Annotated in this window: 16 protein-coding genes; 3 read left to right on the top strand and 13 right to left on the bottom strand. The window is 69.7% G+C overall.

The annotated features are described in order from the left end of the window. Position 1 precedes the first annotated feature (1 nt). Genes O9255_RS09775 through O9255_RS09805 form a run of 7 tightly spaced genes read right to left on the bottom strand, consistent with a single transcriptional unit; the run spans position 2 to position 6,024 of the window. Entirely contained in the window at positions 2–862 is an 861-nt protein-coding gene (locus O9255_RS09775) for a tetratricopeptide repeat protein (RefSeq protein ID WP_297866667.1), read from the bottom strand. Then, a complete protein-coding gene (locus tag O9255_RS09780) occupies positions 859–1,800 on the bottom strand; it encodes an AAA family ATPase (protein ID WP_297866668.1) in 942 nt (313 codons plus the stop codon). Before O9255_RS09780 ends, O9255_RS09775 begins: the two co-directional genes overlap by 4 nt. Then, positions 1,797–3,455 (bottom strand): pilus (MSHA type) biogenesis protein MshL, encoded by a 1,659-nt coding sequence (gene mshL, locus O9255_RS09785; RefSeq protein ID WP_297866669.1) that lies wholly within the window; start codon positions 3,453–3,455, stop codon positions 1,797–1,799. Before mshL ends, O9255_RS09780 begins: the two co-directional genes overlap by 4 nt. Continuing rightward, complete coding sequence (locus O9255_RS09790; protein WP_297866670.1) at positions 3,455–3,784, bottom strand: hypothetical protein; 330 nt, start codon at positions 3,782–3,784, stop codon at positions 3,455–3,457. Before O9255_RS09790 ends, mshL begins: the two co-directional genes overlap by 1 nt. Further along, positions 3,777–4,490 carry a type II secretion system protein GspM gene (gspM, locus tag O9255_RS09795; RefSeq protein ID WP_297866671.1) on the bottom strand — a complete coding sequence of 238 codons (714 nt, stop codon included), beginning with the start codon at positions 4,488–4,490 and terminating at the stop codon, positions 3,777–3,779. The genes O9255_RS09790 and gspM overlap by 8 nt, the downstream gene beginning before the upstream one ends. Continuing rightward, positions 4,487–5,131 carry a PilN domain-containing protein gene (locus tag O9255_RS09800; RefSeq protein ID WP_297866672.1) on the bottom strand — a complete coding sequence of 215 codons (645 nt, stop codon included), beginning with the start codon at positions 5,129–5,131 and terminating at the stop codon, positions 4,487–4,489. The genes gspM and O9255_RS09800 overlap by 4 nt, the downstream gene beginning before the upstream one ends. Next, complete coding sequence (locus O9255_RS09805; RefSeq protein ID WP_297866673.1) at positions 5,128–6,024, bottom strand: hypothetical protein; 897 nt, start codon at positions 6,022–6,024, stop codon at positions 5,128–5,130. Before O9255_RS09805 ends, O9255_RS09800 begins: the two co-directional genes overlap by 4 nt. 46 nt (positions 6,025–6,070) lie before the next feature. Between O9255_RS09805 and O9255_RS09810 the strand changes: the two genes are divergently transcribed. Next, positions 6,071–6,202, top strand: a complete 132-nt coding sequence (locus O9255_RS09810) for a hypothetical protein (protein ID WP_297866674.1) — start codon at positions 6,071–6,073, stop codon at positions 6,200–6,202. Here the strand turns inward: O9255_RS09810 and O9255_RS09815 are convergent. The 4 genes from O9255_RS09815 to rimO all read right to left on the bottom strand — a co-directional run bounded on the left by O9255_RS09815 (position 6,195) and on the right by rimO (position 9,332). Next, a complete protein-coding gene (locus O9255_RS09815) occupies positions 6,195–6,461 on the bottom strand; it encodes a hypothetical protein (protein ID WP_297866675.1) in 267 nt (88 codons plus the stop codon). The genes O9255_RS09810 and O9255_RS09815 overlap by 8 nt on opposite strands. 4 nt (positions 6,462–6,465) lie before the next feature. Beyond that, the gene (locus tag O9255_RS09820) at positions 6,466–7,314 is read right to left on the bottom strand and encodes a pirin family protein (protein WP_297866813.1); all 849 of its coding nucleotides are present in this window, start codon (positions 7,312–7,314) and stop codon (positions 6,466–6,468) included. Positions 7,315–7,335: 21 nt separating this feature from the next. After that, positions 7,336–7,860, bottom strand: coding sequence for a hypothetical protein (locus O9255_RS09825; RefSeq protein ID WP_297866676.1), 525 nt, complete (start codon positions 7,858–7,860; stop codon positions 7,336–7,338). 98 nt (positions 7,861–7,958) lie between these two features. Further along, entirely contained in the window at positions 7,959–9,332 is a 1,374-nt protein-coding gene (gene rimO, locus O9255_RS09830; protein WP_297866677.1) for a 30S ribosomal protein S12 methylthiotransferase RimO, read from the bottom strand. A 92-nt stretch (positions 9,333–9,424) separates the two neighbouring features. Here rimO and O9255_RS09835 point away from each other — a divergent pair, with 92 nt between their 5' ends. Together O9255_RS09835 and O9255_RS09840 are read left to right on the top strand one after the other, a co-directional pair. Next, positions 9,425–10,096: a dienelactone hydrolase family protein gene (locus O9255_RS09835; protein ID WP_297866678.1), complete on the top strand. Its 672-nt coding sequence runs from the start codon at positions 9,425–9,427 to the stop codon at positions 10,094–10,096. After that, a complete protein-coding gene (locus tag O9255_RS09840) occupies positions 10,093–10,530 on the top strand; it encodes an HIT family protein (protein ID WP_297866679.1) in 438 nt (145 codons plus the stop codon). Before O9255_RS09835 ends, O9255_RS09840 begins: the two co-directional genes overlap by 4 nt. Positions 10,531–10,540: 10 nt before the next feature. Here the strand turns inward: O9255_RS09840 and dcd are convergent, their stop codons facing one another. Continuing rightward, entirely contained in the window at positions 10,541–11,128 is a 588-nt protein-coding gene (gene dcd, locus O9255_RS09845) for a dCTP deaminase (RefSeq protein WP_297866680.1), read from the bottom strand. A 68-nt stretch (positions 11,129–11,196) separates the two neighbouring features. Then, positions 11,197–12,279 carry an iron-sulfur cluster carrier protein ApbC gene (gene apbC, locus O9255_RS09850; protein ID WP_297866681.1) on the bottom strand — a complete coding sequence of 361 codons (1,083 nt, stop codon included), beginning with the start codon at positions 12,277–12,279 and terminating at the stop codon, positions 11,197–11,199. Positions 12,280–12,443 lie beyond the last annotated feature (164 nt).

Genomic DNA, 12,443 nt, shown 5'->3' on the forward strand with positions numbered 1-12,443 from the left:
GTCACCTCGATGGTTCGCCGGCGGAGAGAGCCTCGACCCGCTCGCCAAGATAGTCTGCCAAAGCCGGATCGAGCGGGCCGCGACGCTGGGCCTCGCGGAACGCCGCCAGCGCTTCGTCGCCGCGTCCGCTCGCGTCCAGCGAGATGCCCAGCCCCGCCCACCAGGCCCCGACATCGGGCTCGCCCTGCAGGGCGCGTCGATAGGCCCGCTCGGCCTCGGCGTGGCGTCCGAGCTGCTGCAGCGCGGCAGCCTCGAGGGCGTCGCGTTCGGCACCCGCCTCGGGTTGTGCAGCCAACGCCGCGAGGGCCGCTTCGGCGCGGCCTTCGGCCAGCGCGCTTCGCGCGGCATCGAGCGGATCAACCGCCGTCGCGACGCGCTCGATCGTGGCGCGAGCGGCAGGTGCTGGTGCCGGCGGCGGCAAGGGCTCGGGTTGCAGGTCCGCTTCGACCGCCGCCGGACGTTCCGGCGAGGCAACAGGCGGGGCCGGAACCGGGGCCGGAGTTGGTACCGGGACGACGTTCGCCGCCTGCGGCGCCGGTGAAGCGACAGCCACGGCGTCCGCTGCAACCACGGCCTCGATCTCGGCGACAGGTTCGGCCAGCGCCGGGGCCGGGGCATCACTGGGGGTTCCGGCCTCGGCAACGCGCTCGATGGCCTGCCACCGGTTCGCCACCAGCAGCACCGCGGTCACCGCGAGCCCGACGGTCAAGGCCGCCACCCACCACCAGCGACGTCGCGAGCGCCATGACGACAACTGATGGCCCACGGGCTGGCCCGCCGAAGCCATCGCGGCACGGCGAGATGCGGCATCGCCCTGCCCGCGCGCATCGAGGTCGCGCAGCATCTGGTTGATCACGCTCATGCCGCGCCCCCGGCGAAACGCCAAGCCACGGCGGCTCCGGTGATCGCGGCGGCAAAGGCCGCAAACCACGCCGCGGCCTTGCCCCAACCAGCGCGCGCGGGCGCCGCAGCACCATCGGTGTCGCGCACGGCCAGCGCCACTTCAGCTTCCGAAACCTCGCGCAGGCCGCGGCCGTAAGCCAACAGCAGGGCTTTGTGCGCGAGCACGTTCACCAATCGTGGAATCCCGCCGCTGGCGCGGTGCAGGCGGCGCAAGGCGCGCGGCGCGAACAGCGACCGCCCGTTGTATCCGGCCACCGAGAGCCGGTGTTGCAGGTAGAGCGCCACGCCGTCGGCGTCGAGCGGCTGCAAGCGGTAGCCGAAGCCGATCCGCTGCCGGAGTTGCCGCAGCTGGGGCTGGGCGAGACGTTCGTCGAGTTCAGGCTGCCCGAACAGAACGACATGCAGGAGCTTGCGGGTCTCGGTCTCGAGATTCGACAGCAGCCGCAGCGCCTCGAGGCTTTCGTCCGAGAGGGCCTGGGCCTCGTCGATGATGACGGCCACGCGCTTGCCGTTGGCGGCGAGTTCGATCAGGCGCTCCTGCAGCTTCTTGACCAGCGTGTGCTGCCGCGGCGTCGGGCCGAGCGCCACGCGGAGCTCGTCGGCGATGGCGCGACGCAAGGCGTCCGGGTCGAGGTAGGGGTTCGGCACCCAGGCCGTCACCCACTGCTCGTCGAGGCTGTTCAGCAGCAGGCGGCAGAGCAGCGTCTTGCCGGTGCCGACTTCGCCGGTGACCTTGATGAAGCCTTCGCCAGCGTCGAGAGCGACCCGAAGCACCTGCAAGGCTTCGACATGCGCGTCGTTGCGAAAGAAGAAGCCGGTGTCCGGCGTCAGCGAGAACGGCGCCTGGCGGAGGCCGAAGTGGTCTTCGTACATCGCCGTGGCCAGGCCACCGGTCAAGGGGTTTCCGACTGCAGCGCGCGCGTCTCGTCGAGGCGCGGCTGCGCGGCGCGGTCCCAGGTCTCACTACCTTCGACCACGGTCGGGCGAAGCAGGATCACCAGCTCCGTCTTGCGGCCGGTGTTTCGCGTCTGGCGGAACAGGTGGCCAAGCACCGGGATGGCGCCGAGGAAGGGAGTGCGTGCGTTCTGACGCGTCTCGCTGTCCTGCATCAGGCCGCCGATCACGATCAGCTGCCCGTTGCCTGCGCGGACGATGGAATCGCTCTGTCGCACGGCGCTGACGGCCAGCGGCAGGCGGTAGTCGCGGTCGCCCACGACGATGAGCTTGGTCTGGTCCTCGACCTCCGAGATGGTCGGCTGCACGTGCAGGAGCACGTTGCCGTCCTCGGAGATCTGCGGGGTCACGTCGAGCGAGATGCCGGAGAAGAACGGGGTCAGCTCCAACGACGGGTCGGTCTGCTGGGTCTGGTTGCCGACGCTCTGGTTCTGCGCACCACTGATGCCGGTGACGAAGAACTCGTCGCTGCCGACCTTGATGACGGCCTTCTGGTTGTTGGTGGCCGACACCCGCGGGCTCGACATCACGCGGACGTCGCCCTGCTGCTTCAGCAGTTCGACGAAGGCGCTGAAATCGCCGCGCTGCCAACCGATCGTGAACACGCCGCCGAAGGCCGAGGTCGCCGTACCGTCCGGCAGCGAGGGGTTGTTGGGATCGAGGCTGCCGGTGTTGCCGCCGATTTCCGAACGGCCATCGGGGCCGAAGATGGCGCCACCACCGGTCTGGCCGATGATGCCGGCGCCGCTGTCCACCACTTGCGCCCAGTTGATGCCGGCCTGGAACTTGTCGTTGAGCGTCACTTCGATGATCCGTGCCTCGAGGATCACCTGGCGCGTCACCGCGCCCTGCACGGCCTCGAGGTAGCGCTGCACGTCGCGCATCTCCGACGGAAGGGCGCGGACAACCACCGTGCTCGACTGCGGACTGACGATCACCGAACGGCCCGGGCCGTCGCCGACGATGGCCTGCAGGGCGCGGTCCAGCTCCGTCCAGTAGTCGGATTCGCTGCGCGTGCGAACGCGGCTGGTGAAGGCCTCGCTGCGCCCGCTGCTACCGCCCCCCGATTCGCCGTCCTCGCCACCGCCGTCGCCCCCGGAGGCATTCGTCGCCTGCCCGTTGCTGTTCTCGCTGCTGGTCAGGTCGCCGGCATTCACGCGCGTGCGCGACTCGCCGACGCGCTGCAGGTGCAGGTAATCAACCTCGAACACGCGCGACTGCAGCCGGGCCGGCAGCACGATGTAGCCGTTGCCGCGCGGCTCGTACTCGTAGCCGTAGACCTCGCGGACCACCTCGAGCACCTCGGGCACCGTGACGCTCTTCAGGCTCAGGCTGATGTTCCCGGCCACGTCCGGGTGCACCACCATGTTGATGGCCGTGTCCTGCACAAGGCTCATGAAGAAGGCGCGGGCCGGCACTTCATCGACGTCGACGTTGAAGCGCGGCGCCGCGGCCGGGCGCGGCGGCGGCGCGACGAGGGCGCGGGTGACGGCAGGCGGCGGCGTCGCGGCCTGCGCGGGCGTGGCGGGCGCCGGCGTCTGGGCGGCCAGCGGCGCGACCAGGAGCAGGGCCAGCGGGATCGGCAGGAGTCGGAACATCAGCGGTTCACCGGTCGGGTGGAGTTCGAAAAGGACAGACGCAGTTCGGTGCTGCCCGTGGGGCTGCGCAGGCGCACCCACCCGGGGCCGATGGCCTCCAGGCGGGCGTCGCCGATGGCATCGCCGAGGCGGTATCGCTGCCCGTTGATGATGGCGCTGCGCTGGCTCGGCGACACCAGGGTGGATTGCAGGACCAAGGCCGCGGCGGGCGCGGCGGCGCTTGCCTCCACGCGAGGCGCGATGGCCGGCCGCGTCGGGTCGGGAACGCCGGCACCGACCAGCCCACCCAGAGCGGCGGCGACCAGCAGGAGGCGAAGGCGCTCAGACACCGATCCAGCCCTCCTGCAGGCCCAGGGTTTCCACCGTCAGCGTGATCGTCAGGGCCGGCCAGCGCTCCGCATCGACATTCAGGTCGTGCAGGCGCACGCGGAATGGCAGGGCCTCGACGGCGCGGACGTAGTCCAGCGCGGCCGCGTAATCGCCTTCGAACCGCAGCACCACGCGGTGGCGGTAGAGCGCGGGAATGCCCTCGGTGGACGGCACCGTTGCCTCCGCGGTGGGCGCGGGCGGGGCACTGCCCGGGGGGGGCGCGGGGGCCGGCGCGGGCGACCAGCGCAGCACCTCGGGCGGCAACGAACGGACGCCGAGCACGGTCAGCCGGGCATCGCGCCCCAGGAGATCTCGCAACACCGCGGGCATCCGGCCCGGCGGGATCACGGCGGCCTCGTCGGCGCGCAGCCGGGCATCCAGTTCGCCGGATTCCTGCTTCAGGCGATCCAGCGCGAGGCGGCGCTCCGCCTCGGGGTCCCGGGCCAGCTCCTCCTGCACGAGGGCCAGCGCGGCCCGCGCGCTTTCCACTTGCGGCGCCAGGGATTCGATCTGCGTGGCGTTCGAGGCGGCCGCCTTGCTGGCCGGCTCGATCCACAGCACGTAGAGCCCGAGCACGAGCAGCACACCGGCGGCGAGGCTGATCAGCAGGCGTTCGCGCGGCTGCATGGCATCGAAGCGCTGATGGAGCGCGGCGAACCGGCTCATCGGGCGTCCTCCGCTTCCGTCTTCGTCGCGCAGCCCGCGGCCAGCGCGACGCAATCGGTGGCCATGTCGAACTGCAGCGGCTCACCGGCGTCCTTCGGCCGCTCGATGGCGAAGTGCGTGAAATCGCGATCCTTCAAGCCGTCTTCCGTGGACAGCCCCTGCAGGAAGGCCGGGACCGCGTCCGCATCCAAGGTGCGGCCACCCAGACCGAGCTCCGCGCCGGCTTGGGCCACGCGGATGCGGGTCAGCCAGAGCGGCGCGGGCCGCTGGCGCCCCAGGCCCTCGAGCACGTGGCTGAACGTCACCACCTCGTCGCCGGCGCGGGCCAATTCGTCGACCAGCCAGCGGCGGCCATCGACGCCGAACTGCGCCTCGACGAGGGCCACGGTGAGTGCCGCATCGGGCTTGCGGGCAGCGAGCTGCTCCGAGGCGGTGGTCATCTGCGCCTGCAGCGACGCCTGTTCGGTGTTCAGCGCCGCGAGGCGCTCCGCCGAATCCGAAGCCCGCCATTGGGCGACGCCGCCCCAAACCAGCATCGCGAACGCGGCGAGGCCAATCAGGGCGAGGTTGCGCGGCAGCTCCTCGCTGGGCTCCAGCGGACGGAGGTCGTCGCGGTAGAGATCGATGCGCTGCGTGCTCATGCGCGGCCCGCCCCCATGGCGACGGCGGACAGGGCAGCGACGCGGACGCGGGCGGCCTCGGGCAGCGCGGACAATTCGGGCCACGCGGATTCCGGCGAAACGCTCTGCACGTCCAACCCGAGGCTGTTGCGCAACGATGCTCCCAGGCCCTCAAGGCCCTCAAGGCCGGACAGCAGCAGCAGGCGACGCGGCGGCGGGCGCTGGTGCGTGCGGTCGAAGTAGTCGAGCGTGCGCTGCAGTTCGAGGGCGATACGCTCGAACAGGCGCTCCGTGCGCCCGGCTTGCGGCTCGAGCAGCACGCGCTGTTCGTCGCCATCGAACTCGAAACGGCGGGCGACGAACAGCGTGTTCTCGCGCATCGCCAGCATGGAGCCGCCGCGGGCATCGATGACCAGTGCTGCCTGGCTGTCGTCGCCCGGCGAGAGCGTCCGCACTGCCTCGGCCCACGCCAAGTCGCTGATGCCGATGCTCGAAAGCTGCAGGCCTGACGCCTCGATCTGGGCAATGCGGGGGCGCAATTCGTCCTTGCGGGCGACGGCGAGGTAGAGGGTCGGCGGGCGGCCGCGGCTGTCGAGGCCGGGCACCTCGAAGGCATCCATCACCGCGTCATCGATGGGGAAACCGATCAGATCGCGCACCTTCCAGCGCAGCGCCTGCAGCCACTCGGCGGGCGGAACCGCCGGCTTGTCCACCTGCTGCAGGCTGTAGGCACCGGGCTCGAGCACCCACTCGCACGCCATGCCAAGCGCGTCGGCTTCACGCACGAGCGATTGCAGGGTGGCTCCAACGTCGGCGCCGGCGGCGCGCTCGTAGGCCCGCACCGGGCGACCGTCGGCCGGTCGGACAACGAGCGCGAGACGATCCATCGACAGGGACAGGGCCACGTGCCCCATGGGGCAGCGGCGACGCTTCGAGAAGAAACCCCATCCAGTCTTTGCCATGGACGACCGTACTGCCCCCGCGCGCCGCGAGCGCGCTGACTGTCGAATTGGCCGCAGCCTTTCACAGCAGGCCGGGACGGTCAACGAAAACGATCCCAGCCTCACCGATTTTCACTTCGGCATCAGGTGAAGAGCGCCCACGCGGCCGAGAGGATGGCGAACAGCCCGAGCGCTGCCGTCAGAGGGATGGCGGCCAGCGACGCCATCGAGGCGTATCGCGCCATTCGGCGTTGGCGCGGCGTCAGCACGCCATGGTTCGCGCCCGCGGCGGAGATCACGGCCAAGGCCGACGCCCACGACAGCGTAAACCCGATCAGCGCGAGTCCACTGGCGATGACCCAAGCCCACCACGGAAGCCATCCGGCCACCTTCGTCCACCATTCAACCATCGGATCAACGCTCCGGAAGCGGGATGAATTCGGATTCGCCCGGCACGGTGCCAAGCGCCTGCGCCGCCCAGTCGGCCTTCGCCTGATCGATTCGCTCACGCGAAGTCGCGACGAAACTCCACCACAGCACGCGCGGGCCCACGGGCGCGCCGCCGAGCAGCATGGCGCGCACGGCCGCCGTCGATGCGAGACGCACCGAGCCATGGGCCGGCAGCACGTGCAACTGATGCGCGGCGAGGGGTTTGCCGTCCAACACCAGCCCGTCCTCCAACGGGTACACCGCGCGCTCTTCGTGCTCGTCGCCCAGATCGAGGAACGTGCCAGGCGCGAATCGGGCACTGGCGTACAGCGTGTCGACGCAGGTGCGGACCGGCGAGCGCTGGCCGAAGGCGTGGCCGGCAACGATGGTGATCTCGACACCCTCTCGATTCTGGGTCGGCACATCGGAGGCGGGCACGTGTTGGAAGGACGGTGCCGCTTCGGCCTCGGACTCGGGCATCGCCAACCACGTCTGCAGCCCTTCGACGCGTTGTCCGCTCGCTCGCTCGGCGTCCGGCGTGCGCTCGGAATGCACGATGCCTCGCCCCGCGGTCATCCAGTTCACGTCGCCGGGACGGATCACCTGCACGGAACCGACGCTGTCGCGATGCATCAAGGCGCCGTCCCACAGCCAGGTCAGGGTCGACAGGCCGATGTGCGGGTGTGGGCGGACGTCGATGCCCTGCCCCGGCGGGAACGCGTGCGGGCCCATGTGGTCGAGGAAGATGAAGGGGCCGACGGAGCGCCGCTTCACGTCGGGCAACAGGCGGCGGACGACGAAGCCGTCGCCGAGGTCATGCTCGCGCCCGGCGATGGAGAGGACGTCCGGCTTGGCTCAGGGCGCAGCGGCGCCGGCCGCAGCGGTCTGCGCGTCGATGCGGGCGGCCAGTTCCAGAAGCTGCAGGCGCTGCTGTTCGAAATCCGTGGCGACCAGCACCTGGGTGCCCGCGATCTCCGCCTTCAGGGTCGAGAGCAGCGCCGGATCGAGGCCGAGGCTGGCGGCATCAACCGCGTCGAGCTGCGCGGCGGCATCGCGCAAGCGATCGCCAGCAACCCCGAAGTTGCGCTGGTCGAGGTCGTTGAGCGCCTGGAAGATGGCCAATCGGGTCTTGCTGAGGGCGTTGCGGCTCTCGGCAGCGGTGGCGGCCTGCTGGGCTTCGACCAAGCGCTCCGCGCTGGCGGCGATCTCGGCGTCCTTGGCGGCGACCACGGCGGCGTTCGCCTCGGCCTGCGTGGACAGGGCATTGCTGCGCTGCCACAGGCCGATGCCATAGGCGATGACCAGGCCGGCGCAGAAGCCGACGATTCCGGTGACGACGGGGTGGCGTGACAGCGGCGCGGTGCTCGTGGACTCGGTCATGTCGGCGGGCTCCTGAAAGGAAGCCCGAGGATACCGCAGCACCCCGTAGCGTCCCGTCGCGTCCCGTCTCGGCCGGGCAGGCCCGACGGCCCCGGCGATCAGTCCTTGCCGGCGACCAGGCCGAACAGGTCGTGTTCGTCGGCGCCCATGATGCGGACATCGACGAACTGGCCGGGCTTCAGCTTGTGGGCCGCGCCGTCCTGGATCTGCACCGTGCCGTCGATTTCGGGCGCGTCGCCCTTCGAACGGCCGATGGCCAGATCACCATCGATGGCGTCGATGATCACCTGCTGCACGGTGCCGACCTTGCGCTCGAGCTTCTCGGCGCTGATCTGCGCCTGCAGCTCCATGAAGCGCGCGAGGCGCTCCTGCTTCACGTCCTCGGGCACCGCGTCGGGCAGGTCGTTGGCCTTGGCGCCGGTCACCGGCGAATACGGGAAGGCACCGACGCGGTCGAGTTCGGCGGCGTCGATGAAGTCCAGCAGCTGCTCGAAGTCGTCTTCGGTTTCGCCGGGGAAACCGACGATGAAGGTGCTGCGGATGGTCAGCTCCGGGCAGATCTCGCGCCAGCGGAGGATCCGCTCGAGCTGCTTCTCGGCGGCGGCCGGGCGCTTCATCAGCTTCAAGATGCGCGGGCTGGCGTGCTGCAGCGGCACGTCGAGGTAGGGAAGGATCTTGCCTTCCGCCATCAGCGGGATGACGTCGTCGACGTGCGGGTACGGGTAGACGTAGTGCAGGCGCGTCCACAGCCCGAGTTCGCCCAAGCCGCGGGCAAGATCGGTCATGCGGGTCTGGTACTCGCGGTCGCGCCAGGTCTTGGCGGCGTACTTCACGTCGACGCCGTAGGCGCTGGTGTCCTGCGAGATCACCAGCAGCTCCTTGACGCCGCCCATCGCGAGCTTCTCGGCTTCGCGCAGCACCTCGTCGACGGGACGCGACACCAAATCGCCGCGCATCGAGGGGATGATGCAGAAGCTGCAGCGGTGGTTGCAGCCTTCGGAAATCTTCAGGTACGCGTAGTGCTTGGGCGTCAGCTTCAAGCCGACGCCTTCGATCATGCCGTCGTCCTTCTTGCCGCGCTTGCGCGGGGCCGGCAGCAGGTCGGTGAAGGGGTCGTGCTTCGGTGGCAGGGCGGCGTGCACCGCGCTCATCACGCTGGTGTAGTCCTGCGGGCCGCTGATCGAGAGCACGCCCGGATGGGCCGCGCGGATCTCCTCCGGGCGCTTGCCCAAGCAGCCGGTGACGATGACCTTGCCGTTTTCGGCGATGGCCTCACCGATGGCATCCAGCGACTCGTTGACCGCCGATTCGATGAAGCCGCAGGTGTTCACCACCACCACGTCGGCCTTGTCGTAGCTGCCGACGATGTCGTAGCCCTCGACCTTCAACTGGGTGAGGATGCGTTCGGAATCGACGAGGGCCTTCGGGCAGCCGAGGCTGACGAAACCGACTTTGGGGTTCTTGGCGGACATGGCGGGGCGCCGGCGACGGGGCCGGTTGCGCGGGCTGGGAACAGGCGGCAAGTATACCGGGCACCCCGCCCCGACCCTGAGGACACGTTCATATGGGCCATCCCGTTTCGCTTTCGACGCCCACGGGGCGGATCAGCGCATGGCGTGCCGACCCGCCCATTCCGCCTCATGGCGCGATCGTGGTCGTGCAGGAGATCTTCGGCGTCAACACGCACATCCGCCATGTGGTCGACCGCTTCGCCGCCCACGGCTGGGTGGCCATCGCCCCGGCCTTCTTCGACCACGTGGAATCGCACGTCGAACTGGCCTACGACGAGGCCGGCGTCGCCCGCGGACGGGAGTTGGCCGCGCAGGTCGGCTTCGACCGGGTGATGGGCGACATCGAGGCGGCAGCGCGGGAGATCGAGACCACCACGGACAGCGGCAAGGTGGGCGTCGTCGGCTACTGCTGGGGCGGCACGGCGGCCTTCCTCGCCAACTGCCGGTTGGGCCTCCCCGCGGTGAGCTACTACGGCGGTCGCACGGTGCCCTTCCTCGGCCATGAACACCCCAAAGCGCCTTTGCTGATGCATTTCGGCGAAACCGACCCGCTCATCCCGCCGGACCACGTGGCTCTGCACCGCGAACACCTGCCGCAAGCCCATATCGAGGTCTGGCCCGCGGGGCACGGCTTCAACTGCGATCAGCGCGCCGACTACCACGAGCCCTCGGCGCAGGCGGCGCTGCAGCGCACCCTCGCCTTCTTCACCCGGACGCTGCGATGAGTTTCACGCTCGACCCCCGGCTCGAGGCTGATTCGGTCTTCATCGCCGACGGTCCGCTCTCGCAACTCCGACTCATGGACGACGCCCGCTTCCCATGGCTCGTGCTGGTGCCACGCGTGCCGGGCGCGACGGAGTGGATCGACCTGGACGGCGCTTCGCAGCGCCTGTTGCTGGCAGAGATCAACCAGGCTGGCGCTCTGCTGCGGGTGCACTTCGCGCCGGTCGAGAAGCTCAACATCGGAGCGCTCGGCAACATCGTGCGGCAGCTGCACGTGCACGTCGTCGGCCGTCGCGAAGGCGATGCCGCGTGGCCGGGCCCCGTGTGGGGCGCGGGAACGCGGCGCACCTACGGCGCGGACACTCCAGACTTGGCCGCGCAGCTCGCCCGCGCTTTCGACGACCTCCCCGGGGCGTTGCTACCGGGCCCGCGCTGAGCCCGGAGGATCAGGTCTTCGGCAGCGTCACACCGGTCTGGCCCTGATACTTGCCGCCGCGGTCGCGGTAGCTGGTGGCGCAGACTTCATCCGACTGGAAGAACAGCATCTGGGCCACGCCTTCGCCCGCGTAGATCTTGGCCGGCAGCGGCGTCGTGTTGCTGAACTCGAGGGTCACGTGGCCCTCCCACTCGGGCTCGAGTGGCGTCACGTTGACGATGATCCCGCAGCGCGCGTAGGTGCTCTTGCCCAGGCAGACCACCAGCACGTCGCGCGGGATGCGGAAGTACTCGACCGTGCGCGCCAGCGCGAAGCTGTTGGGCGGGATGATGCAGACGTCCGACTCGACGTCGACAAAGCTCGAGGGATCGAAGGCCTTCGGGTCGACGATCGTCGAGTTGATGTTGGTGAAGATCTTGAACTCGCGCGCGCAGCGCACGTCGTAGCCATAGCTGCTGGTGCCGTAGCTGACGATGCGGTGGCCGTCGACGCCGCCGCTCCCACCGGAAAACCTGACCTGCCCGGGCTCGAAGGGCTCGATCATGCCGTTCGGAACTTCGGACATCCGGCGGATCCACTTGTCGCTCTTGATGCTCATGCGCGGCCTGCGTGTAGGGGAGCGAAAGCTTAGCGTGAAGCCGCGGCGGGCCGCGCACCCCGGTCGGCTCAGGTGTCCTGGATCACGATGCTGGGGAACGCGATCTGCTTGTTCTTCGCCTGCATGGACAAGCGCGCCGCGGTCTTCCGGGCGATCAGGCGGTAGGCCTGGGCGATCGCGCCACCGGGTTCGGCGACGACCGTGGGCGCTCCCCCGTCCGCCTGCTCGCGGATGCGGATGTCCAGCGGCAGCGAACCGAGCAGCGGCACACCGTACCGGTCGGACATCGCCTGCCCGCCGCCCTCGCCGAAGATGTGCTCGACGTGGCCACACTTCGAACAGCAGTGCATGGCCATGTTCTCGATGATGCCGAGCACCGGCACCTCGACCTTCTCGAACATCTTCAGGGCCTTCTTCGCGTCCAGAAGCGCGATGTCCTGCGGCGTGGTCACGATCACCGCCCCCGAGACCGGAACCCGCTGCGCGAGAGTCAGCTGGATGTCGCCCGTGCCGGGCGGCAGGTCGATCACCAGGTAGTCGAGGTCCTCCCAGGCCGTGCCCGTCAGCAGCTGCTGCAGGTACTGGGTGGTCATCGGGCCGCGCCAGATGGCCGGCTGGTCCTCGCCGAGGAAGAAGCCGATCGACATCGCCTGCAGGCCATGGGCGCGCTTGGGCAGGATCATCTGGCCGTCGGGGCTGTCCGGCTTGCCGGACAGGCCGAGCATCATCGGGATCGAAGGACCGTGGATGTCGGCATCCAGCACCCCGACCCGCACCCCTTCGGCCGCCAGGGCCAGGGCCAGGTTCACCGCGGTGGTCGATTTGCCCACCCCGCCCTTGCCCGAGGCGACCGCGATGACGTTCTTCACGCCCGGTAGTGGCGTCAGGTCCTTCTGGACCTTGTGGGCCAGCACCCGGGCGCCGACCTCGACCTGGGCCGAAACCACCCCGGGCACCGCCCGGAGGGCCGCTTCGGCCCGGGCGGTCAGCTCGTCGTGCCAGGACCCGGCGGCGTAAGGCAGCTGGAGGACAGCCATGACCCGGCCGACGTCCTCGCCCACCGAGCGGATGACGGCGGGGGACAGGGTCTCCCCGGTATGGGGGTCGGGAATCGCGGTCAGGGCCGCGGTCAGGAGCTCGTTCGGGATCACGGGGAAACGCCGGCGGGAAATCGGCCGGCATCTTGCCACCGGCCCGGTCCGGGGCATCAAGAATTTGCATTCCGGGGCATTTGTTTCATTTGCATTAATCGCGATCCGGTGTTACTAAATCGCTCAGGCGTCTGAACCGATGCCGAATCCCAAACCGGAGACTC

This window comes from Silanimonas sp. (genome assembly GCF_027530345.1).
Classification (GTDB): Bacteria; Pseudomonadota; Gammaproteobacteria; order Xanthomonadales; family Xanthomonadaceae; genus Silanimonas.

Bases quoted from the DNA above. Each gene is read 5' to 3' on its own strand.
- O9255_RS09825 (WP_297866676.1), bottom strand. From the start codon at position 7,860: ATGACCGAGTCCACGAGCACCGCGCCGCTGTCACGCCACCCCGTCGTC.
- rimO (WP_297866677.1), bottom strand. From the start codon at position 9,332: ATGTCCGCCAAGAACCCCAAAGTCGGTTTCGTCAGCCTCGGCTGCCCG.
- O9255_RS09805 (WP_297866673.1), bottom strand. From the start codon at position 6,024: ATGGGGCACGTGGCCCTGTCCCTGTCGATGGATCGTCTCGCGCTCGTT.
- gspM (WP_297866671.1), bottom strand. From the start codon at position 4,490: ATGAGCCGGTTCGCCGCGCTCCATCAGCGCTTCGATGCCATGCAGCCG.
- O9255_RS09800 (WP_297866672.1), bottom strand. From the start codon at position 5,131: ATGAGCACGCAGCGCATCGATCTCTACCGCGACGACCTCCGTCCGCTG.
- dcd (WP_297866680.1), bottom strand. From the start codon at position 11,128: ATGAGCATCAAGAGCGACAAGTGGATCCGCCGGATGTCCGAAGTTCCG.
- mshL (WP_297866669.1), bottom strand. From the start codon at position 3,455: ATGTTCCGACTCCTGCCGATCCCGCTGGCCCTGCTCCTGGTCGCGCCG.
- O9255_RS09815 (WP_297866675.1), bottom strand. From the start codon at position 6,461: ATGGTTGAATGGTGGACGAAGGTGGCCGGATGGCTTCCGTGGTGGGCT.
- O9255_RS09840 (WP_297866679.1), top strand. From the start codon at position 10,093: ATGAGTTTCACGCTCGACCCCCGGCTCGAGGCTGATTCGGTCTTCATC.
- O9255_RS09835 (WP_297866678.1), top strand. From the start codon at position 9,425: ATGGGCCATCCCGTTTCGCTTTCGACGCCCACGGGGCGGATCAGCGCA.
- O9255_RS09775 (WP_297866667.1), bottom strand. From the start codon at position 862: ATGAGCGTGATCAACCAGATGCTGCGCGACCTCGATGCGCGCGGGCAG.
- O9255_RS09810 (WP_297866674.1), top strand. From the start codon at position 6,071: ATGGACGACCGTACTGCCCCCGCGCGCCGCGAGCGCGCTGACTGTCGA.